The 20,301-nt window shown below is 68.5% G+C and carries 16 protein-coding genes; 9 read left to right on the forward strand and 7 right to left on the reverse strand.

Annotated features, from left to right (window positions below; genetic code table 11):
* Nucleotides 1-4 precede the first annotated feature (4 nt).
* The 4 genes from ISN75_RS06230 to ISN75_RS06245 all read right to left on the reverse strand — a co-directional run bounded on the left by ISN75_RS06230 (nucleotide 5) and on the right by ISN75_RS06245 (nucleotide 4,159).
* Entirely contained in the window at nucleotides 5-493 is a 489-nt protein-coding gene (locus ISN75_RS06230; protein WP_167258145.1) for a GNAT family N-acetyltransferase, read from the reverse strand.
* Nucleotides 490-1,803 (reverse strand): metal-dependent hydrolase family protein, encoded by a 1,314-nt coding sequence (locus ISN75_RS06235; protein ID WP_343819659.1) that lies wholly within the window; start codon nucleotides 1,801-1,803, stop codon nucleotides 490-492. Before ISN75_RS06235 ends, ISN75_RS06230 begins: the two co-directional genes overlap by 4 nt.
* Nucleotides 1,804-1,939: 136 nt before the next feature.
* Complete coding sequence (locus ISN75_RS06240) at nucleotides 1,940-2,641, reverse strand: alpha/beta fold hydrolase (RefSeq protein WP_168649399.1); 702 nt, start codon at nucleotides 2,639-2,641, stop codon at nucleotides 1,940-1,942.
* Between the two features lie 120 nt (nucleotides 2,642-2,761).
* Nucleotides 2,762-4,159: a GntP family permease gene (locus ISN75_RS06245; protein ID WP_343819662.1), complete on the reverse strand. Its 1,398-nt coding sequence runs from the start codon at nucleotides 4,157-4,159 to the stop codon at nucleotides 2,762-2,764.
* Nucleotides 4,160-4,328: 169 nt separating this feature from the next.
* On the opposite strand from ISN75_RS06245, the gene ISN75_RS06250 reads away from it, so the two are divergent.
* The 3 genes from ISN75_RS06250 to ISN75_RS06260 all read left to right on the forward strand — a co-directional run bounded on the left by ISN75_RS06250 (nucleotide 4,329) and on the right by ISN75_RS06260 (nucleotide 11,381).
* Nucleotides 4,329-6,605 (forward strand): TonB-dependent receptor, encoded by a 2,277-nt coding sequence (locus tag ISN75_RS06250; RefSeq protein WP_343819663.1) that lies wholly within the window; start codon nucleotides 4,329-4,331, stop codon nucleotides 6,603-6,605.
* Nucleotides 6,606-6,631: 26 nt separating this feature from the next.
* Nucleotides 6,632-7,666 carry a PHB depolymerase family esterase gene (locus tag ISN75_RS06255; RefSeq protein WP_343819665.1) on the forward strand — a complete coding sequence of 345 codons (1,035 nt, stop codon included), beginning with the start codon at nucleotides 6,632-6,634 and terminating at the stop codon, nucleotides 7,664-7,666.
* A 412-nt stretch (nucleotides 7,667-8,078) separates the two neighbouring features.
* Nucleotides 8,079-11,381 (forward strand): hybrid sensor histidine kinase/response regulator, encoded by a 3,303-nt coding sequence (locus ISN75_RS06260; protein ID WP_343819667.1) that lies wholly within the window; start codon nucleotides 8,079-8,081, stop codon nucleotides 11,379-11,381.
* On the opposite strand, the gene ISN75_RS06265 is transcribed toward ISN75_RS06260, so the two are convergent.
* On the reverse strand, nucleotides 11,382-12,035 hold the full coding sequence (locus ISN75_RS06265) for a response regulator (protein ID WP_167258802.1): 654 nt from the start codon (nucleotides 12,033-12,035) through the stop codon (nucleotides 11,382-11,384). It abuts the gene before it with no gap.
* A 246-nt stretch (nucleotides 12,036-12,281) separates the two neighbouring features.
* Here ISN75_RS06265 and ISN75_RS06270 point away from each other — a divergent pair, with 246 nt between their 5' ends.
* The 3 genes from ISN75_RS06270 to ISN75_RS06280 all read left to right on the forward strand — a co-directional run bounded on the left by ISN75_RS06270 (nucleotide 12,282) and on the right by ISN75_RS06280 (nucleotide 15,313).
* Nucleotides 12,282-14,117, forward strand: coding sequence for a 3-hydroxybutyrate oligomer hydrolase family protein (locus ISN75_RS06270; RefSeq protein ID WP_423385138.1), 1,836 nt, complete (start codon nucleotides 12,282-12,284; stop codon nucleotides 14,115-14,117).
* Nucleotides 14,118-14,189: 72 nt separating this feature from the next.
* Nucleotides 14,190-14,699, forward strand: a complete 510-nt coding sequence (locus tag ISN75_RS06275) for a peptidylprolyl isomerase (protein ID WP_167258806.1) — start codon at nucleotides 14,190-14,192, stop codon at nucleotides 14,697-14,699.
* Between the two features lie 164 nt (nucleotides 14,700-14,863).
* Nucleotides 14,864-15,313 (forward strand): YidB family protein, encoded by a 450-nt coding sequence (locus tag ISN75_RS06280; RefSeq protein WP_167258808.1) that lies wholly within the window; start codon nucleotides 14,864-14,866, stop codon nucleotides 15,311-15,313.
* 61 nt (nucleotides 15,314-15,374) lie between these two features.
* Here ISN75_RS06280 and ISN75_RS06285 read toward each other — a convergent pair whose 3' ends face one another.
* Nucleotides 15,375-15,632 carry a GlsB/YeaQ/YmgE family stress response membrane protein gene (locus tag ISN75_RS06285; protein ID WP_167258810.1) on the reverse strand — a complete coding sequence of 86 codons (258 nt, stop codon included), beginning with the start codon at nucleotides 15,630-15,632 and terminating at the stop codon, nucleotides 15,375-15,377.
* 247 nt (nucleotides 15,633-15,879) lie between these two features.
* On the opposite strand from ISN75_RS06285, the gene ISN75_RS06290 reads away from it, so the two are divergent.
* Nucleotides 15,880-17,079, forward strand: a complete 1,200-nt coding sequence (locus ISN75_RS06290) for an aminotransferase class I/II-fold pyridoxal phosphate-dependent enzyme (protein WP_168648501.1) — start codon at nucleotides 15,880-15,882, stop codon at nucleotides 17,077-17,079.
* 82 nt (nucleotides 17,080-17,161) lie between these two features.
* A complete protein-coding gene (locus ISN75_RS06295) occupies nucleotides 17,162-18,148 on the forward strand; it encodes a malate dehydrogenase (protein ID WP_167258814.1) in 987 nt (328 codons plus the stop codon).
* A gap of 47 nt (nucleotides 18,149-18,195) precedes the next feature.
* On the opposite strand, the gene ISN75_RS06300 is transcribed toward ISN75_RS06295, so the two are convergent.
* The gene (locus ISN75_RS06300; RefSeq protein ID WP_343819671.1) at nucleotides 18,196-19,230 is read right to left on the reverse strand and encodes a MerR family transcriptional regulator; all 1,035 of its coding nucleotides are present in this window, start codon (nucleotides 19,228-19,230) and stop codon (nucleotides 18,196-18,198) included.
* Nucleotides 19,231-19,373: 143 nt separating this feature from the next.
* Here ISN75_RS06300 and ISN75_RS06305 point away from each other — a divergent pair, with 143 nt between their 5' ends.
* Nucleotides 19,374-20,006 carry a response regulator transcription factor gene (locus tag ISN75_RS06305; protein ID WP_343203641.1) on the forward strand — a complete coding sequence of 211 codons (633 nt, stop codon included), beginning with the start codon at nucleotides 19,374-19,376 and terminating at the stop codon, nucleotides 20,004-20,006.
* Nucleotides 20,007-20,301 lie beyond the last annotated feature (295 nt).

Consider the following 20,301-nt stretch of genomic DNA (forward strand, 5'->3'; position numbering starts at 1 on the left):
GTCCTCACAGCTCGCGGATAAAGAACTGGTCGCAACTGAAATGCCCGGTGCCGCCCATCGGCCCGCACAGCGTGGTGAAGCCGCTGCGGCGGTAGAGCGACTGCGCCGCGTCCATGCCGGTGAGCGTTTCCAGATAGCAGCGCTTGAATCCATGTGCGCGGGCCGCGTCCAGGCAGCGCTCCATCATGGCGCCGCCGGCGCCGATGCCGCGCGCGGCGGGCAGGAAATACATCTTGCGCAGCTCGCATACATCGGCGTCGCCGTTTTCCAGCGGCGCCACGCCGCCGCCGCCCACCACCCGGCCGTTCACTTCGACGACGAAGTACGCACTGCGCGGACGCGAATACGCGGCATGCATGCCATCCACTTCGGCATCGTGGATGGCGAAGCCGGGGCCGTCGGCGCCGAACTCCGGCATCACGGCGCGGATGATTGCGGCGACGTCGGCGTCGTCGCGCGGCTCGATGGGGCGGATCAGAAAAGCTTGGCTCATGGTTCGCTGCTGGTGGGCTTGTCGTCGGGACTGCGGTAGACGGTGCCGTCCTTCATCACGAACACCGGATGCTGCAGATCGCTAATGCGCTCGCTGGGATCGCCGGCGAACGCGGCCAGGTCGGCGCGCAGGCCCGGCGCGATGCGGCCGAAGTGCTCCTGCTCGCGCAGGATGCGCGCGGCCACGTCGGTGGCGGCATGCAGCGCCTGCGCTGGCGTCATGCCCGCGCGCACCATCGCGGCCGGCTCGCGCCAGTTGCTGCCGTGGGCGAACACGCCGACGTCGCTGCCGTTGCCGATGGTCACGCCCAGTTTCATGGCGGTGCCGAACGCGCGCCCGGCTTCCTTCATGCGTTCGGTCGGCTCGCTCTTGCCGGGCACGTAGTGCTCGAAATATTCGGCGGTGGCTTCGACCGCGGTGAGCGTGGGCTCGTAGGCCACGCCGCGCTGCTTCATCAGGCGGAAGGTCGCTTCGCTCGCGCCGTAGCCGTGCTCGACGCTGTCCACGCCGGCTTCCACCGCCATGCGCACGCCGGCATCGCTGGCGGCATGCGCGGCCACCGGCCGGCCGGAGAGATGGGCGGTGTCGACGATGGCTTTCAGTTCCGCCGCGGTAAGCGTGGGCGCGGTGCCGCCGCCGGGGCCGACGCGGTAGTCGGCATACAGCTTGATCCAGTCCGCGCCGCGGCCGGCCTGTTCGCGCACCGCGCGCATGGCTTCGTCCGCGCCGCTGATTTCCTGCGCGCCGCCGGGCAGGTCCAGGTCCGGGCGGAAGCCGCGCGGGCCGGGGCCGTAGCTGGAACTGGCGACAATGGCGCGGGTGGCGACGAACAGGCGCGGGCCCGGGATCAGGCCTTCGTCGATGGCGCGCTTGATGGAGACGTCCGCATAGCCGGCGCCTTCGGTGCCCAGGTCGCGCAGCGCGGTGAAGCCGGACAGCAAGGTGTCGCGCGCGTGCTTCGCCGCTTCCAGCGTGCGGTAGTCCTGCGGCTCCTTCAGCACCTGGTCGTTCCACAGCGTCTCGTTGTACGGATGCAGGAACAGGTGCGAATGCAGGTCGATCAGGCCGGGCAGCAGGGTGGCGCCCGGCAGTTCGACGCGGCGCACGCCGGCCGGCGGCTGGACGCCCGCAGCGGGGCCGACCGCGGCGATGGCGCCGTCGTGGACCAGCACGGCCCAGCCGGCGTGGGCCTGGTTGCCGTCGCCGGTCCAGACGCGCGCGGGCAGCAGCAAGGTGTCGGCCGCCGCCGCGGGCAGGGACACGCAGGCGAGCAGGGCGGCGAGCAGGCGGGTTTTCCAGCGCGGGGGCATGCGGGCTTCCTTCGGTGGAAGTGCCCGATGATAGCGAGGAGTGGCGTAGGTTGGGGTGAGCGCAGCGAACCCCGACGGTCGCTGCGGCCAGGCCGGTGTTGGAGTTCGCGTTGCTCACTCCAACCTACACTGGGCGCTATTGCAGCAGCGACACCTGGTCCGCCGCCGTGTACCACAGCAGGCCGTAGTGCCCATACGCATACGTCAGGCTGCCGTTCTCGCCGTCGATGCTCGAGGTATGCACCCCGCCCACCGTGCACACGCCGCCGTAGCAGTTGATTTCGTCGATCCACGACTTGATCGAATACATCTTCTGCCCGAAGCGCTTGCCCGCCAGGCTGCCCAGCAGCGGGCTGCCCACCGACAGGCCCCAGTATCCGCAGGTGCTGGTCGCCACGTTGAACGGATAGGTGCCGCAGGACCACAACCCGTGGAACGCACCGGCGATGCCGACGAACACGTCGACCTTGCCGGACAGGCCGAGCTTGTCGATCTCATGCGCGGCCAGCGTGGCTCCCATCGAATGCCCGAGCACGTCGATGCGCCCGGTGCACGAACCGGCGATCGCCGCCTTGAGCGCATTCGCCACCGGCGTCTCTTCGCTGCCGTTATGGTCGTTGCAGGCCGCGCACAGCGCATTGCCCCAGCTCGGCGCGTAGATCTGCGCGTCGGTATAGCCGTGCTGCACCAGGGCGTTGTAGGTATTCTGGAAATCGCCGGGACTGCCGGTATTGCCGTGCACCAGCACCACGCTGTCCACGCAGGCGGCATGCAGGCTTACCGCCGGTATCAGCAACAACAGGGCCAGCAGGCCCTTACCCCATCGTTCGATCGACATCGCGCTTTCGCTCCCTTCGCTTTGACGAGTCCCGCCGTGGCGGAACGGTGTGGAACCGCGCGCAAGGCGCGGCTCCGTATCGCAAGCGACGCGTTCCGCCATGGGCCGGACTTCGTGGAGCTAGACCAGGCCCAGCAGGTAATAGCCGCCGATCGCCACGAAGACAGCCGCGGTCTTGATCAGCGTGATGGCGAAAATGTCGCGGTAAGACTGGCGGTGGGTCAGCCCGGTCACCGCCAGCAAGGTGATCACCGCGCCGTTGTGCGGCAGCGTGTCCATGCCGCCGGAGGCCATCGCCGCAATGCGGTGCAGCACCTCCATCGGAATGCCGGCGGCCTGCGCGTTCTTGATGAAGGTATCGGCCATCGCACCCAGCGCGATGCCCATGCCGCCGGAAGCCGAACCGGTGATGCCGGCCAGCGCGGTGATCGAGATGGCCTGGTTCACCAGCGGATTGGGAATGGCGTGCAAGGCATCGGCGATAAGCTTGAAGCCGGGCAGGGCGGCGATCACCGCGCCGAAGCCATATTCCGAAGCGGTATTCATCGAAGCCAGCAGCGCGCCGCCGACCGCGGCCTTGCTGCCTTCGGCGAAGGATTGCTTCACCGGCTTCCACGCGAACGCCAGCACGCAGGCGATGCCCAGCAGCAGCGCGCCTTCCACCGCCCAGATCGCGGCGAGCTTGGAGACCTCCTGCACCACGGGCTTGGCGTCGCCGATCACCGCCGGCACGAAGGATTGCGTGGTGCCGTAGAAGCGCGGCATCGCGTCCGCCAGCAGCTTGTTCGCCACGCCCACCACCACCAGCGGCAGCAGCGCCACCAGCGGATGCGCCAGGCGCGTGCCCTCGAACGGCGCCGGCTCGTTCGCCAGCGCCTGGCCGTAGCCTTCGCCGGCCGCCGCGGCGCGGCGGCGGCGCGATTCCAGATAAGCCAGGCCAACGATCAGGATAAACACCGCGCCCAGCGTGCCCAGCCACGGCGCGGCCCAGGCCGTGGTGCCGAAGAACGACGTGGGAATGATGTTCTGGATCTGCGGCGTGCCCGGCAGCGCATCCATGGTGAAGGTGAACGCGCCCAGCGCGATAGTGCCGGGGATCAGGCGCTTGGGGATGTCCGCCTGGCGGAACAATTCCGCCGCGAACGGATACACCGCGAACACCACCACGAACAGCGACACGCCGCCGTAGGTGAGCAGCGCGCAGACCAGCACGATCGACAGCATTGCCCGCCCGCGCCCGACCAGGCCGATGGTGCCGGCCACGATCGCCTTGGAGAAACCCGACATCTCGATCAGCTTGCCGAACACCGCGCCCAGCATGAACACCGGGAAATACAGCTTGAGAAAGCCCACCATGCGGTCCATGAACAGGCCGGTGAACATCGGCGCGACCAGGGACGGGTCGGTCAGCAGCACCGCACCCAGCGCGGCCAGCGGCGCGAACAGGATCACGCTGTAGCCGCGGTAAGCCGCCAGCATCAGGAAACACAGTGCGGCCAGCACGATCAGGAACGACATCCGGGAACTTCCTCGCGGCGACGCCAAAGACGCAACGGCGGCGAGTATCCGGATGTGCCTTCAGTCACGGCACTGTACGAAGGTACAAGTGCCCCATCTGCCGGCCCTGCCTACATTGCCCGGCATCGGCAGCCCGGGTGAGGGGCTGTTCTTCATTGCGAGGGGAACCATGAAGCGCACGCGTTTGAGTCTGGCCATCGGCCTGGTCGTGAGCCTGTCCTGCCTGCCGCTGCACGCGCAGCAGGCGGCGGACAGCGGCAGTCAGCCGGCTGCGAAGAAGACGGAGGCCAAGCAGCTGGAGGAGATCACCGTCAGCGCGCGGCGCCGCGACGAGTCGCTGGAAAAGGTGCCGGTGGCGGTCACCGCCTTCAGCGGCGAAGACCTGAAAGACCTGCAGGCGATGAATATCGACGGCCTGCAGGGCGCGGTGCCCAATCTCAATATCGTGCAGGGACGCGGTTCGTCCTCGGCGGTGAACATCTTCATCCGCGGCATCGGCCAGCCCGACGCGCTGCAGACCTTCGATCCCGGCGTCGGCATGTACGTGGACGACGTCTACTACTCGCGCATCCAGGGCGCGCTGCTGAACCTGTTCGACGTGGAGCGCATGGAAGTGCTGCGCGGCCCGCAGGGTACGCTGTACGGCAAGAACTCCACCGGCGGCGCGGTGAAGGTGGTGACGCGCAATCCCGGCGAGCAGACCGAAGGCGCGGCCGAAGTGACCTTCGGCCGCTTCGGCCGGCGCGAAGGCAAGTTCTATCTGAGCGGTGCGCTGGGTGGCGCCTGGTCGGCCTCGATCGCCGGCGTGGCGACCAGGACGGACGGCTACGTCAAGGACCCGTCGACCAATCACGAATACAACGACGAGGATACCAAGGCGGTGCGCGCCAAGCTGCGCTACCACCCCTCCGATCGCTTCGACGCGGTGCTGAGCCTGGACTACACCAGGCAGGACACCGGCCTGACCCTGGGCCAGCCGGTGTCTCCCTTGATCCGCACCGACCTGGTGCTGGGTCCGGTGGTGCTGTACAAGCCCGACCTCGACCGGAAATACAACTTCCAGACGCGCACCTCGTTCGATCCCGACCGGGGCCAGAAGCTCAAGCACGAAGGCGCCGCGCTCAACCTGAGCTGGAAGCTCAACGACCAGTGGACGCTCAAGAGCATCAGTGCGTTCCGCAAGCTCAACAGCGATTCGTATATCGACATCGACGCCTCGCAGTACCAGCTCGGCGACGTGCTGGTGGATTTCCACCAGAAGCAGACCAGCCAGGAACTGCAGCTGCAGTACGACAATGGCAGCAACCTGCAGGCGGTGTACGGCCTCTACTACCTGCGCGAGACGGTACCCTCGCACCAGGAAGCCTATGCCAACGACCTGTTCGCGCTGGCCGGCCGCCAGATCACTTTCCTGCGCACCATCGACGACGACCTGAAGACCACCAGCTACGCCGGCTTCGCCCACGTCAACTGGCAGTTCGTGCCCTCGTGGACCCTGGCCGCGGGCGTGCGCTACAGCAGCGACGACAAGGACTACTACCGCACCACCAGCACCTTCTGGGGCGTGCCGTTCACGGCGCTCAACGGCACGGTGGCGCTGGACAAGAGCAAGCGCTGGAGCGCATGGACGCCCACTGTTAGCCTGCAGAAGCAGCTCGATCCGCAGACCATGGTGTATGTCTCGGCCGCGCGCGGCTTCAAGTCCGGCGGCTTCAACGGCCGCGCCAACGATGCCAACGAGGCGCGCAATCCACAGTTCGCGCCGGAATACGTGTGGACCTACGAGCTGGGCCTGAAGTGGCGCTCCGCCGACCAGCGCCTGCAGGCCAACATCGCCGCCTTCCACAGCGACTACAAGGATTTCCAGGCGCGCGTGTCGGAGATCCAGAACCCGGGTTCGATCACCCCGACCTTCGCCTTCCCGGTGATCAATGCGGCCAAGCTGAAGATGGACGGCATCGAATTCGAAGGCGCCGCCGTGCTGGGCGAGGGCACGCGCCTGCAGGCGCAGGTGGGTTATCTGGATGCGCGCTACGACCGCTTCGACGACCACCGCCTGATTCCCGGCGATCCGCAGTACAACCCGAACCTGCACAAGTACGTGCCGTTCTCGCCGAAGTGGACCAGCCGCCTGGCGCTGACCCAGAGCTTCAATATCGGCAACGCCGGCACGCTGACCCTTGGCGGCGACGTGTCGTACCGCAGCGAGACCTGGCTGAGCGTGGACAACTATGCGGCGCTGAGCCAGAAGGCGTATACCCTGCTGGGCCTGTTCGGCATCTACGACACCCTGGACGGCCACTGGCAGTTCCGCGCCGGCGTGCGCAATGCCACCAACAAGGTGTACAAGACCGACGGGCAGGAGTTCTCCAGCGTGGGCAATATCCGCACGGCGTACTACGGCATGCCGCGCAACTGGTATGTCAGCGCGCGCTACAACTTCTGAGCATGGACACGGCGCGGAGCACGGCGATGAAGCATCGATGGGGAACCTGGCTGGCGGCGTGCGCGCTGCTGGCCGCGGCAGGCGCGGCGCAGGCCGCGGACGTGGCGGCGCTGCCGTCGTTGAAGCTGGACGCATCGCGCGTCGCGGTGGCCGGCCTGTCCTCGGGCGCCTATATGGCGACCCAGGTGCAGCTGGCGTATCCGGAGCGCTTTCCCGCCGCCGCGCTGGTGGCGGGCGGGCCGTACGGTTGCGCGGATGGCAAGCTCGACGTGGCGCTCAGTACCTGCATGAAGGGTGCGCCGCCGGCGGATGTGCCGGCGCTGGTGGAGAAGGCGCGCCAGCGCGCCAAGTCAGGCGAGATCGGTTCGCTGGCCGCGCTGGCCAAGGGCAAGGTGTATCTGCTGCATGGCAAGGGCGATGCGCTGGTGGCGCCCTCGGTGGCGGAGGCCGCGGCGAGCTTCTACGAGAAGTTGCGCGCGGCCGATCCGGCGCTGAAGAACTTCAAGGTGCATGACGATGGCGGGCGCGATTTCGCGCACAACCTGCCGATCGCGGCAAAGGGCGACGATTGCGACAAGTCGGTGTCGCCGTATCTCGGGCATTGTGGCTTCGATGCGGCGGGCGAGATTTTCGCCGAGTTGTTCGGCAAGCCGGCGCATGCGGCGGGCGAGGCGAAGGGCGAGCTGCGCCGCTTCGACCAGAATGCGTACAAGCCGGATGGCGCGGATGCCTTCCTCGCCGACGAGGGTTACGTCTACGTGCCGCCGTCGTGTCTCACCGGCAAGCCGTGCGGTCTGCTGGTGGCCTTCCATGGCTGCAAGCAGAACGCCACCGCGGTGGGCGAGGCTTTCGTCAAGGATGCCGGGTTCAATCGCTGGGCCGACGTGTACGGCGTGGCGGTCCTGTATCCTCAGACGCGCGCCAGCATGGCGCCTTTGAATCCGCAGGCATGCTGGGATTGGTGGGGGTATTCGGGCGCGAATTACGACACGCGGCAGGGGGTGCAGCTGCGCTGGCTGGTGCGTGCCGTGGAGGCGCTCGGGTTGCCGTCAGCGAAGTGAGCGCTGTCGCTTGCTTGTCTCGCCGTTGGCGAGTGTTTCGCCCCGCTGCCGCGGGGCGAGTTACTTCTTCTTTGCGTGCCCAAAGAAGAAGTAACCAAGAAGAAAGGGCACCCTGCTTGGCGCCCTCAGCAGCGCAGCTGCTGAGGGTCCGTGAGGGCTGGCCGGGCTTTTTGACAGGGCATCCATGCCCTGATCAAAAAGGCGAGGACTCCTGTCCTCGCCCCCCTGCGGGGGCCTTTTCGTCCAGCCCTCACCGCCGGCGCCAAGGGGACCCTGAAGATCAAGAGCAAAAGCGCGCAAGCCGAACGCTCTTCGCTCGATTGTCGCCCCACCCTCCATCCCCCTCTCCCCGCCGGGGAGAGGGTTGGGGTGAGGGGCGGGGCTTGCGGGAACGGTCGGGCAAGCCACGTCCATGCTGACCCCCACCATCATCGCCACCGCCGCCCTGATCTGGCTCGGCCTGCTCTTCGGCGTCGCGCTGCTCGGCGAACGCCGCCCCGCACTCTTCGAAAAACGCTGGTCCATCGTCTACGCCCTGTCGCTGGCGATCCACTGCACCTCATGGACCTTCTACGGCACCGTCACCCAGGCCAGCCGCTCCGGCTGGTGGCTGCCGCCGACCTTCGTCGGCGCCATCCTGATGTACCTGTTCGGCATCGCCGTGCTGCGGCGGCTGGTGCAGCTGGCGCGCGACTACAACGCCGGTTCGCTGGCCGACCTGATCGCGGTGCGCCTCGGCCGCCATTCCGGCCTTGCCGCGCTGGTGACCGTGGTGGTGCTGATCGGCATCGTTCCGTATATCGCCTTGCAGCTGAAAGCGGTGGCGATGAGTTTCGCCATGCTCGGCCGCGGCCAGGTGGCCGAGTCGCCGCCGTGGCAGGACAGCGCGCTCTACGTCGCGCTGCTGATGGCCTTGTTCGCCATGCTGTTCGGCACCCGCCGCGCCTCCACCATGGCGCACAACCGCGGACTGGTGCTGGCGATGGCGTTCGAATCGCTGTTCAAGCTGGCGGCGATGCTGGCGCTGGGCAGCTTGCTGTTCGCGCCATCGCCGGCGGGTGTGGCGGCTGCCGCGCCGCCGCCGCACGACAGCGCGGGTTTTCCGGCCATGATCCTGCTCGGCGCGCTGGCCATGTTCACCTTGCCGCATCAGTTCCATGCCGGCGTGGTGGAATGCCGCGATGGCGCGCACCTGCGCACCGCGCGCTGGCTGTTTCCGCTGTACATGCTGCTGATCGCGCTGCCGATCCTGCCGCTGGCGCGGCTGGGCGATGCCTGGCTGGCGTCCAGCGGCGTGCCGTCCGATCTCTATGTGCTGGCCTTGCCGATGGCGCGCGGCCAGCACGGCCTTGCGCTGTTGGCTTTTCTCGGCGGCCTCAGCGCGGCGACCAGCATGGTGGTGGTGGCGACGCTGGCGCTGAGCCTGATGGTGGTCAATCACCTGATCGCGCCGCTGCGCGTGCAGGCGGGTTGGGGGCGCGGCGAGCATGGCGATCTGCGCGGGCAGGTGATCAACCAGCGCCGCGTGGCGATCCTGGCGGTGATCCTGCTGGCCTGGGCCTACAGCCGCGTGCTGGCGCGCAACGACGTGCTGGCGGATATCGGCGCGATTTCGTTTTCGGCACTGGCGGGATTGGCGCCGGCGCTGCTCGCCGCGGTGTACCGGCCGCAGCTGGGGCCGCGCGCGGTGGCGGCGGGCCTGGCCGCGGGCACGCTGGTGTGGTTGTACGTGCTGTTGCCGGCGATGTTTCCCGCGGCGGCGACGTGGTGGAGCGGCTGGCCGTACGGTCTGCATTGGCTGGCGCCGGACGGCTTGCTGGGATTGGGCGAATGGAGCCGCCTCGGGCGTGCGGTGGCGGCGGGTCTGGCCGCCAACGTGGCGGTGATATTCGCGGTAGCCGGTTCGCGCTTCGGCCGCGCACGCAAGCCCGCGGCGGTGGGCAGCATCGGTGTCGCCGAACTGCACGCGCTGGCTTCGCGCTTCCTGCCGGCCGAGCGTGTGGCGCATCTGTTCGAAGACGCACCGTCGCACGGCAGCGCCAGCGCGGCGCGCGTGGCCGAGGTGGAGCACGAGCTGGCCGCGGTGATCGGCGCCGCCTCCGCGCGCCTGCTGCTGGAAGTGGTGCGGCAGCAGCGCCGCGACGAGCTCGACACCGTCGCCGCCATCGTCGGCGAGGCCGCGCAGGATCTGCGCTTCAACCAGCGCGTGCTGGAAGCGGCGCTGGAAAACATGAGCCAGGGCATCTGCGTGGTCGACGCGGAACTGCGCCTGGTGGCGTGGAACCGCCGCTATGCCAGCCTGTTCGGCTATCCCGACGGACTGCTGCAGGTGGGGCGGCCGGTAGCGGACCTGACGCGCTACAACGTGGCGCGCGGCATGATCGGCGCGGGCGACGTCGAAGCGCGCGTGCAGCGGCGCCTTACCCATATGCGCGCCGGCACGCGGCATCTGTCCGAACGCAGTTTTCCCGATGGCACGGTGGTGGAGATCCGCGGCAATCCCATGCCGGGCGGCGGCTTCGTCGCCACCTTTACCGACGTCACCGCGTTCCGCCATGCCGAGGATGCGCTGCGCGGCGCGAACGAGACACTGGAGCTGCGCGTGGAAGAACGCACGCGTGCATTGGCCGATGCCACCGCCGAGGCGCAGCGCGCGAACGCCGCGAAAAGCCGCTTCCTCGCCGCCGTCAGCCACGACCTGATGCAACCGCTGCATGCCGCGCAACTGTTCGCGCATGCGCTGGCCGAGCGCGGCGGCGAAGCGGCCACGGTGCGCCATCTGCAAGGTGCGCTCGCGGCGACGGAAGGCTTGCTGGCGGGCCTGCTGGATATCGCGCGCCTCGAAGGCGGCCGTCTGCGCGCGCAGCCGCGCGAGTTCGCGCTGAGCGAAGTGCTCGGGCCGCTGGCGGCGGAATTCCAGGCCATGGCGCTCGATCGCGGCATGCGGCTGGGCGTGGTGGACAGCGCGGCCTGGGTGCGCTCGGATCCGTTGCTGCTGCGCCGGGTGCTGCAGAATTTCCTGTCGAACGCGCTGCGCTATTCGGAACGCGGACGCGTGCTGCTGGGCCTGCGCCGGCACGGCGAATACCTGCGGCTGGAAGTGTGGGATACGGGGCCGGGCATTGCGCCGGAAGAGCGCGAGCGCATTTTCCAGGCGTTTCACCGCTTGAACCACGCGGGTGGGCAGGGGCTGGGCCTGGGTTTGTCGATCGCGCAGCGCATGGCCGCATTGCTCGAACATCCGCTGGGCCTGCGCTCGTGGCCGGGGCGCGGCAGCGTGTTCCATCTCGACGTGCCGCGTGCGCAGCCGGTGTCCGCGCCGGCGGCTGCGGCGGACATCGCGCAAGGCGTGGCGGCCGGCCGCGCCGTGGTGCTGGACAACGAACCCGCCGCGCGCACCGCGCTGGCCACGCTGCTGCAGGGCTGGGGCTGGCAGGTGCACGTTGCCGCGCAGCCGCGCCAGGCGATGGATGCGCCATGGCCGCCGGATCTGTTCGTGCTCGACTATCACCTCGACCACGGCGTCACCGGGCTGGACGTGCTGCGCGCATTGCGCCGCGAACGTCCCGCCGTGCCGGCTGTGATCCTCACCGCCGATCGCGACGGCGAACTGCGCCAGCGCATTCTCGACGCCGGCGCGATGGTGCTCTACAAGCCGCTCAAGCCGCTGGCCATGCAGCAGGTGCTGCAGCGGCTCGCCACGGCGATGGTCTGATCACAGCGCCGGTTCGCTCAGCGCCAAGGAATTCAGCAGCACGCTGGCCTGGGTGCGGTTGCGCACGCCGAGCTTTTCGAAGATGGCGGTGACGTGCGCCTTCACCGTGCGCTCCTGGATCGACAGGCGGTCGGCGATCTGCTTGTTGAGCAGGCCTTCGCCGAGCAGGGTGAGCACGCGGTATTGCTGTTCGGTGAGCCGCGCCAGGCGCGCGGCCAGATCCGCATCGGCCGGATCGGCCGGCAGCGCCGCCACCGCCTGCGCCAGGGCCGGCGGCAGCCACGTGCCGCAGGCGAGCACGGTGCGCACGGCGTCGCCGATATCGGCGGGCGAGGCGCTCTTGGCGATGAAGCCCGCGGCGCCGTGGTCGAGCACGCGGCGCACGGTGCGCGCTTCGTCGTGCGCGGACACCACCAGCACGGCCACGCCCGGATGCTGCCCGCGCAGCGCGGCCAGGCCCGAGAGTCCCTGGCTGCCGGGCATGTTGAGATCGAGCAGCACCAGGTCGGTGTCGGGTTCGGCCGCCAGCGCGGCGAGGGCGCCGGGCAGGTCGGTGGCTTCGTGGATGCGGCAGTCGGCGACGCTTTCGGTGACGGCCTGGCGCAGGGCCGTGCGGAACAGCGGGTGGTCGTCGGCGATCAGGAGTGTGGGCATGACTTGTGACGTTAGCTTGGCCGGAGCGCGACGCAAAGCCCCTCTCCCCTTGGGAGAGGGGTTGGGGTGAGGGTACGGGCGGAGCGCAAGAGTGATGTGCATCGCTCCGGCCGTACCCTCATCCGGCTGCCGCCACCTTCTCCCAGCGGGAGAAGGATTCCAGGTTGGAAACTGAGGGGCGCACGAAACAAACCCGCTGTACCTTCGTACGATAGCGCGCCAACCGCCGGTTGCTATGGTGGCGCGATGACCATCCTCCATCGCTCCTGGCTGTTGCTGGTGCCGCTGCTCGCCGCTTGCGCGGCGCAGCCGCCTTCCTCTCATCGATCGGGACAGGGTTTCATGCAGTCACCGCAGTTCATCGAAGGCGAGGTCCGCGTCACCGAGCACCGCAACGGCGACGACCTGCTGAGCGCGGGGCTGGGCCTGGCCGGCCTGGCGGGCCTGCCCGCGCCGTATGCCGATGCCTTGCATCCCACGCCGCAGGAACTGCGCCGGCGGGCGATCCAGAACAGCTGGAAGGGCATCGCCGATCTCGGCCCGCTCGGCGGCTATGGGCGTGTCTACGGCGCCGTACCCGGAGTGCCGGGCCGCGAGTACCAGGCCTTCGCGCGCATTCCCGGCGCGCATGCGCCGCATCGCGTGCTGCTGCAGGTGCCGGATGGTTTCGATACGCGCAAGCGCTGCCTGGTGGTCACGGCCTCGTCCGGTTCGCGCGGCATCTATGGCGCGATCGCGCTGGCCGGCGCCTGGGGTCTGCCGCGCGGCTGCGCGGTGGCTTACACCGACAAAGGCACGGGCGCGGGCTATTTCGACTACGCCGACGACACCGGCGTGCAGCTCGACGGCACGCGCGCGCAGCGCGGTGCGGCGCCGCTGGAATTCGAGCCGGCGAAGGCTTCCGCCGATGCCGGCGTCGCCATCAAGCATCTGCACTCCGGCGACAACCCGGAAGCCGATTGGGGCCGCCACGTGCTGCAGGCCGCGCGCTTCGGCCTGGCCATGCTCGATCGCGCCTATCCGGACCAGGCGCCGTTCACGCCGCGGAACACGCGCATCATCGCCACCGGCCTTTCCAACGGCGGCGGCGCGGTATTGCAGGCCGCCGGTCTCGACAGCGAAGGCGTGCTGGCCGGCGTGGTGGCGCTGGAACCGAACGTGCACGTCGAAGGCTATGGCCGCGCGCTCTACGACTACGCCACCGACGCCGCGCTGTGGCTGCCCTGCGCGCTGAGCGACGCACGCTTCGGCAACACGCCGCTGGCGCGCGGCAAGGACGGCAAGCCGCCGGCCGCCTGGCTCGCCCGCTGCGCCAGCCTGCGCGAGCAGGGCCTGGTGAGCGGCGCCACGGCGCAGGCGCAGGCCGCGCAGGCTTATGAGCATCTGCGCGCGGGCGGCTGGACGGATGCCGCGCTGAACGTGGCGGCGAGCACGCAGGCGTTCGATCTATGGCGCGCGATCGCGGCGGGTTATGCGTCGTCGTATCTGCGCCGCGGCGCGGCGGACATGCCCTGCGGTTTCCATTACGCCACCACGGCGGAAGCGACGCCGGCCGTGCGTGCCTCGTGGTGGGCCGATGGCGCCGGCATTCCGCCGGGCAATGGCATCGCACTGCTCGGCGGCACCGATGCGTCCGCGGATCCCGCATTGCCCGGCATCCGCTGCCTGCGCGCGCTGTGGGACGGCAACGGCGCCGATGTTGCCGCTCTGCACGCCAGCGTCGCCGCCGCCTCGGCGCGGCTGCCGCGTCCCGGGCTGCCGCTGTGGGTGCTGCACGGCGCCGAGGACGGCCTGCTGCCCACTGCCTTCACCTCGGAGCCCTATGTGGACTGGCTGCGCGTGCACGGCCTGCATCCGCTGTACTGGAAGGTGCCGTACGCGCAGCACTTCGACGCCTTCCTGCCGCTGCCGGGCTTCGGCGACCGCCACGTGCCGCTGCTGCCGTACGGCTACCTGGCGCTGGACCGGCTGTGGAGCCACCTGTACGAGGACGCGCCGTGGCCGCTGCAGGCGCCGGCCCCGCCGGCGGCCCGGCCGCGCGGCGCCGCGGCGCTGGAGCGGGCGGCGCTGGGCCTGCCCTGAGCCGGCCCTCGCCGAGCCAGCGGCGGCCGGCTGGGGTATCCTTGCCGACCTCCGCCAGTCCAAGGAATACCGATGACCATCAACGTGACCCTCACCACCAATCGCGGCCCCATCCACCTGCGCCTGCACGACGACAAGACGCCGGTGACCGTGGCCAGCTTCGTCAACCTGGTGCGCCGCGGTTACTACGATGGCCTGAGTTTCCACCGCGTCATCAACGACTTCATGATCCAGGGCGGCTGCCCCGAGGGCAGCGGCCGCGGCGGCCCCGGCTACAAGTTCGAGGACGAGTTCAATCCGGCCCTGCGCCATGACAAGCCGGGCGTGCTGTCGATGGCCAATGCCGGTCCGCGCACCAATGGCAGCCAGTTCTTCATCACCCATGGCGCCACGCCGTGGCTGGACGGCAAGCACAGCGTGTTCGGTGAAATCGTCAGCGCCGAAGACCAGAAGGTGGTCGACGCCATCCGCCAGGACGACGTGATCGAGAAGGCCACCGTCGAAGGCGACGTGGACGCGCTGCTGGCCGCCCAGGCCGACCGCGTCAAGGAATGGAACGCGATCCTCGACCAGCGCGGCTGAGCCTCGCTTTCCTGCGAACACACGAAGGCCGCAGTCGGCGACGACTGCGGCCTTCGTCCGTTAACGGTGCCGTCACATGCGGCTAGCCGATGCCTACGTAGAATCGGCGGACGCGCCAGACGTGCGCTACCGGGGTAGGTCCTTCAATCTTAGGGAGAGCAAACATGGCATCACTCAATGATCTGCTTGGCGGCCTGGGTAGTCTGCTGGGGCAGGGCGGCCAGGAGGGGCAGGGCGGCTCGCTGATTTCGGTGGCCGGCCAGCTGATCGACAAGGCCGGCGGCCTGCAGGGGCTGCTGAACATCCTGCAGCAGCATGGCCTGGGCGAAGCGGCGCAGTCGTGGGTCGGCACCGGCGCCAACCAGCCGGTATCGGGCGACCAGCTCGGCCAGGCGCTGCAGAACGGCGGCCTGGGCTCGATCGTGCAGGAGGCGGCCGGCAAGCTCGGCGTCAATCCGGGCGACCTGCTGGGCCAGCTGTCGCAGGTGCTGCCGCATGCGGTGGATCACCTCACCCCCGACGGCCAGGTGCCGCAGGGCGGCAGCGGCATCGACCTGGGTTCGCTGGCCTCGCTGGCCGGCTCGCTGTTCGGCGGCAACAAGGCCCAGGCTTAAGTCAAGGCCGGATACGAAAAAGCCGCCGGCGGGGCGACCCGCCGGCGGCTTTTTTTCATGCTCAGGCCGTGCGGTTGCGGTTGAACACGAAGTGGTAAATCGCCAGCAGCACCACGGCGCCGATGATCGAACCGATGAAATGCATGAAGCCCGATGCCGGCCACCAGCCGAGCTGCTCGCCCGCCCAGGTGGAGATGAACGAGCCGGCGATGCCCAGCAGGGCCGTGATGATGAAGCCGCCCGGGTCCTTGCCCGGCATGATGGCCTTGGCGAGCAGGCCGACGACCAGACCGACGATGATTACCCAAAGCCAATGCATACCCGTTCCTCCGTCATGGTTGGCAACGTCCCCTGAGTACCGCTGGCGGGCGCTTCCTGTTGGCCCGCTGCCCCGGTCCCGGCGGCGCCGTAGCGGCCGGTAGCGTGCGCATCATGCCCCGCCCCGTGGACGAATGCACCGGGTAGTTCCTGCGCCGGCAAGGACTTGCGGCAACACCGGATGCGGCAGCGCCGCATGCTAAAATCCACCGGTTTGCTGCCTCCGTCCCCCCGAACCAGAGGAAGTCATGCCTCAGCTAGCCCAGCGTGTCGGCCGCGCCAAGCCCAGCGCGATCATGGTCATCGCCGAGAAGGCCAGGCAGCTCAAGGCTGCCGGCCGCGACATCATCAGCTTCTCCATCGGCGTGCCGAATTTCCTGCCCGGCGAGCACGTGTACGAGGCGGCGCGCGAGGCGCTCAAGCACGACTCCGGCCAGTACGGCAGCAACCGCGGCGCCGACGCGCTGCTGGATGCCTTCCTGCAGCACATCGAGGCGCTGGGCTTCAGCGGCTACGGCCGCAGCAACCTCTCCATCGGCATCGGCGCCAAGCAGGTGCTGTACAACCTGGCCGAGGCGATGTTGAACGAGGGCGAGGAGATCTGCTTCGCCGCGCCGTACTGGACCACCTACCACGACATCGCCGACATCGTCGGCGCCAAGGCCAACGTCCTGCACTGCGGCGCGGAACAGAACTACAAGCTGGTGCCGGCGCAGCTCGAGGCCGCGCTGCAGCGCAAGCCGAAGGTGTTCCTGTTCAACAACCCGTCCAACCCCACCGGCATGGTCTACACGCGCGAGGAAATCGCCGCGCTGGCCGACGTGCTGGCGAAGTATCCGGACACCTGGATCATCACCGACGACATCTACAACTCGATGGTGTTCGACGGGTTGGGCTACAACAACTTCGTGTTCGCGCGCCCGGAGCTGCGCGACCGCCTGGTGTTCGTCGACTCGGTGTCCAAGACCTACGGCATGCCGGGCTGGCGCGTCGGCCTGATCGCCGGCCCCGAGTCGGTGGCCAAGGCGGTGACCACGCTCAACTCCAACCACATCACCAGCGTGCCGGAAGTGATCACCGCCGCGGCCGTGGCGGCCTTCGCCGGCCCGCAGGACGTGCCGCGCGCCAAGTGCGAGGAATTCGCCGGCAAGCGCGACGTGGTGGTCGAGGCGCTGAGCGCCATCCCCGGCGTGGTGTGCCCGCGCCCGCAGGGTGCGTTCTATGCGTTCCCGGATATCTCGGTGGCTTTCGGCAAGAGCTACCAGGGCACGAAGATCACCAACGACGTGGAGTTCTGCGCCGTGCTGCTGGAAGCCACCGGCGTGGCTTGCGTGCCGGGCTCGGCCTTCGGCGAGCCGCGCGCGATGCGCATCTCCTACACCTGTCCCACGGCGCAGCTGAAGCCGGGCCTCGAACGCATCCAGGCCTTCTTCGCGCAGCTGAGCTGATCCATCCGTATCGGTGGGTCGTAAGGGCCCGCCAACACCATTCGGTGGGCAAGGCCCACCCGACCATGAAGGAGTGCAAGTGATGAAAGCCCCCGTTCGCGTTGCCGTTACCGGCGCTGCCGGCCAGATCGGCTATGCCCTGCTGTTCCGCATCGCCGCCGGCGACATGCTCGGCAAGGACCAGCCGGTGATCCTGCATCTGCTGGAAATCACCCCGGCGCTGCCGTCGCTGCAGGGCGTGGTGATGGAACTGAACGACTGCGCCTTCCCGACCCTGGCCGGCATCGTCGCCACCGACGACGTCAACGTGGCCTTCAAGGACGTGGACTACGCCCTGCTGGTCGGCGCCCGCCCGCGCGGCCCGGGCATGGAGCGCAAGGACCTGCTGGAAGCCAACGGCGCCATCTTCGGCCCGCAGGGCAAGGCCCTGAACGACCACGCCAAGCGCGACGTGCGCGTGCTGGTGGTCGGCAACCCGGCCAACACCAATGCGCTGATCGCCCAGCAGAACGCCCCGGACCTCGATCCGAAGTGCTTCACCGCGATGGTGCGCCTGGACCACAACCGCGCCCTGTCGCAGCTGGCCGAGAAGACCGGCGCGCACACCACCGACATCAAGAAGGTCACCATCTGGGGCAACCACAGCTCCACCCAGTACCCGGACCTGCACCAGGCTTCGGTGAAGGGCAAGGCGGCGCTCGAGCAGGTCGACCAGAGCTGGTACGAGACCGACTTCATCCCGACCGTGCAGCAGCGCGGCGCGGCGATCATCAAGGCGCGCGGCGCTTCGTCCGCCGCCTCGGCCGCCTCGGCCGCGATCGACCACATGCGCGACTGGGCGCTGGGCACCGTGGACGGCGACTGGGTCTCGATGGGCATCCCGTCGGATGGCTCGTACGGCATCGCCCCGGGCGTGATCTACGGCTACCCGGTGACGGTGAAGAACGGCAAGTACGAGATCGTGCAGGGCCTGGCGATCAACGACTTCTCGCGCGCCCGCATGGAAGCGACCGACAAGGAACTGCGCGAAGAGCGCGCCGCGGTCGAGCATCTGTTCGCCAAGAAGTAAGCCGCTTCGGCAGCGAAGCAGAAAAGGGCGGCCTCGGCCGCCCTTTTTTATTGCTGGTGGCTGGTCTGCTGCGCGCTTTGCCAGGCGCTGCGCACGTATGCCAGCAGCGCTTCGTCCACCGAGCTGCCGCTGCGCAGGTCCGGCTCCTGCGCATAGGCCTCGCGGATGCGCGCATGCGTGGCGGGGTCGTCGCCGGCATAGGCGCGGAACAGCTCCATCCAGCGCCGCGCCTTGGCCTGCACGTGCGGATGCTCCGGCGGCAGGGCGTCTTCCAGCGCGCTGCGCAGTTCGGCGATCAGCACCGGCCAGGCGTGCATCTGCCGGCCGTAGTTTTCCTGGATGCGCTCCATCTCGCGCGCATCCAGGTAGCGCGCGAAGATGGCCAGCCGCGCGGCGACCAGCGCCTGTTCCACGAAGCGCTCCAGCGCTGGCGTGATGCCGCTGCGCTCGCGGATACCCGGTTCCTGTTCGTTGATGGCCAGCAGGCGCAGCAGGAAGGACGGGTTGTTGCCGGTGCCGCGCCCGATCATGTTCATCCAGCGCAATGCCAGCAGCTGCGCGTCGGCGTCGTGCACGCTGGCGCCGCGGTCCATCGCCGCCTGTATCGCCATCACCAGGGCTTTCCATTCGGGCAGCACGTCGGGGTCGGTATGCAGCGGCAGGGTCTTCAGTTCGTCGGCGGAAAAGTATTTTTCGTACATGGTCATGGTCTCGAGCGTGTCCAGCCAGTCGGCCAGGTCGGGGGGCTGTCCGGCGTCCAGCTGCGTGCGCAGCCGCAACAGCCGCCCGCGCAGCAGCGCGGCCTTGGCCAGCTCGCGGTCGAGGGCGGCGATCTGGCGATCGATCACCTCCGGCAGCGGCGCCTGCGGCCCGGACAGGGCGTCTCCGATGGCGGTCAGCGACAGGCCCAGCTGGTGCAGGGCGCGGATACGGTGCAGGCGTTCGATATTGGCCCGATCGTAGAGTCGATAACCGGCAGCGGAACGCACCGAAGGCTTGAGCAGGCCGATGGCGTCGTAGTGGTGCAGGGTGCGGACGGTAAGCCCGCAACGCCGCGCAAGTTCGCCAACGGTCAGCAGCATGGAGTTCTCCTTCGGTGCGGGCCGCACACTGGGGCCTTACGTTACGTAAGGGTCAAGCGTTCCGATAGCCGTGGCGGCGGGCCTCTGCTAAAACACTTCCCGGTTGCGCCCGGCCGGGCGCGGCCGATCCGACGGGGCTCACCGTGCAAACCATTCTTGTCGCCGACGATCACCCGATGTTCCGCGCCGCGGTGCTGCACGCGCTGCGCGAGGCGCTGCCCGACGGCCGGATGCTGGAGGTGGCGAGCCAGAGCGCCGTCGAGGCGGCGCTGGCCGAGGAGCCGGTGATCGACCTGGTGCTGCTGGATCTGGCGATGCCCGGTGCGATGGGCTTTTCCTCACTGGTGCTGTTGCGCGGCGAGCGGCCCGAAGTGCCGGTGATCGTGATTTCGTCCAACGATCATCCGCGGACGGTGCGGCGGGCGCAGCAGTTCGGCGCGGCCGGCTTCGTGTCGAAGTCCGCGCCTGTCGGGGCGCTGGGCAGCGCGGTGCATGAGGTGCTGGCGGGCGGGAGCTGGTTTCCCGCCGGAAAGGCGGAGCGCAGCGAGGACGATGCGGCGCTGGCGGCGCGGTTGGCGCAGTTGACGCCGCAACAGTTGCGGGTGTTGATGTTGTTGGCCGAGGGCCTGCTTAACAAGCAGATTGCGGATCAGCTTGGGTTGGCTGAGAACACGGTGAAGATTCACGTGACTGCGGTGTTGAAGAAATTGGATTGTCGGTCGCGGACGCAGGCTGCTGTTTTGGCGAAGTCGCTCGATCTTGATGAGTCGCCTTAGTTCGTTATTCCGGTGTGGGCTGGGATCTTTTTGTGGTATCGCCTGGTTGTCGCGTTATCGCGATTTGGCCGCTTATGCAGCGGGCATTCCGGACGCCTGCCGGCGCCCGGGTCACTTTCTCTTTGCTGGCCCAAAGAGAAAGTAACCAAAGAGAGAATGGCCTGAGAGCCAAGGCTCGCGACGCGACTAGAAGGAGCGGTGGGCGGCTGCGGTAACCTGATTAACCTGGGTCTACACGAAACCACAGTGCGTTTACGTAGCGGCTTCTTCAACGTGCCGTGGCCGAGAGGACTTT

Origin of the sequence: Dyella marensis (assembly GCF_049532885.1) — a bacterium.
In the GTDB taxonomy this organism is placed as follows: Bacteria; Pseudomonadota; Gammaproteobacteria; order Xanthomonadales; family Rhodanobacteraceae; genus Dyella_D; species Dyella_D marensis.

What these genes read in the sequence shown, in the direction of transcription:
- ISN75_RS06240 (WP_168649399.1), bottom strand. Translation starts at nt 2,641, where the DNA reads ATGTCGATCGAACGATGGGGTAAGGGCCTGCTGGCCCTGTTGTTGCTG.
- ISN75_RS06255 (WP_343819665.1), top strand. Translation starts at nt 6,632, where the DNA reads ATGAAGCATCGATGGGGAACCTGGCTGGCGGCGTGCGCGCTGCTGGCC.
- ISN75_RS06280 (WP_167258808.1), top strand. Translation starts at nt 14,864, where the DNA reads ATGGCATCACTCAATGATCTGCTTGGCGGCCTGGGTAGTCTGCTGGGG.
- ISN75_RS06300 (WP_343819671.1), bottom strand. Translation starts at nt 19,230, where the DNA reads ATGCTGCTGACCGTTGGCGAACTTGCGCGGCGTTGCGGGCTTACCGTC.
- ISN75_RS06235 (WP_343819659.1), bottom strand. Translation starts at nt 1,803, where the DNA reads ATGCCCCCGCGCTGGAAAACCCGCCTGCTCGCCGCCCTGCTCGCCTGC.
- ISN75_RS06245 (WP_343819662.1), bottom strand. Translation starts at nt 4,159, where the DNA reads ATGTCGTTCCTGATCGTGCTGGCCGCACTGTGTTTCCTGATGCTGGCG.
- ISN75_RS06265 (WP_167258802.1), bottom strand. Translation starts at nt 12,035, where the DNA reads ATGCCCACACTCCTGATCGCCGACGACCACCCGCTGTTCCGCACGGCC.
- ISN75_RS06295 (WP_167258814.1), top strand. Translation starts at nt 17,162, where the DNA reads ATGAAAGCCCCCGTTCGCGTTGCCGTTACCGGCGCTGCCGGCCAGATC.
- ISN75_RS06275 (WP_167258806.1), top strand. Translation starts at nt 14,190, where the DNA reads ATGACCATCAACGTGACCCTCACCACCAATCGCGGCCCCATCCACCTG.
- ISN75_RS06285 (WP_167258810.1), bottom strand. Translation starts at nt 15,632, where the DNA reads ATGCATTGGCTTTGGGTAATCATCGTCGGTCTGGTCGTCGGCCTGCTC.
- ISN75_RS06260 (WP_343819667.1), top strand. Translation starts at nt 8,079, where the DNA reads ATGCTGACCCCCACCATCATCGCCACCGCCGCCCTGATCTGGCTCGGC.
- ISN75_RS06270 (WP_423385138.1), top strand. Translation starts at nt 12,282, where the DNA reads ATGACCATCCTCCATCGCTCCTGGCTGTTGCTGGTGCCGCTGCTCGCC.
- ISN75_RS06230 (WP_167258145.1), bottom strand. Translation starts at nt 493, where the DNA reads ATGAGCCAAGCTTTTCTGATCCGCCCCATCGAGCCGCGCGACGACGCC.
- ISN75_RS06250 (WP_343819663.1), top strand. Translation starts at nt 4,329, where the DNA reads ATGAAGCGCACGCGTTTGAGTCTGGCCATCGGCCTGGTCGTGAGCCTG.
- ISN75_RS06290 (WP_168648501.1), top strand. Translation starts at nt 15,880, where the DNA reads ATGCCTCAGCTAGCCCAGCGTGTCGGCCGCGCCAAGCCCAGCGCGATC.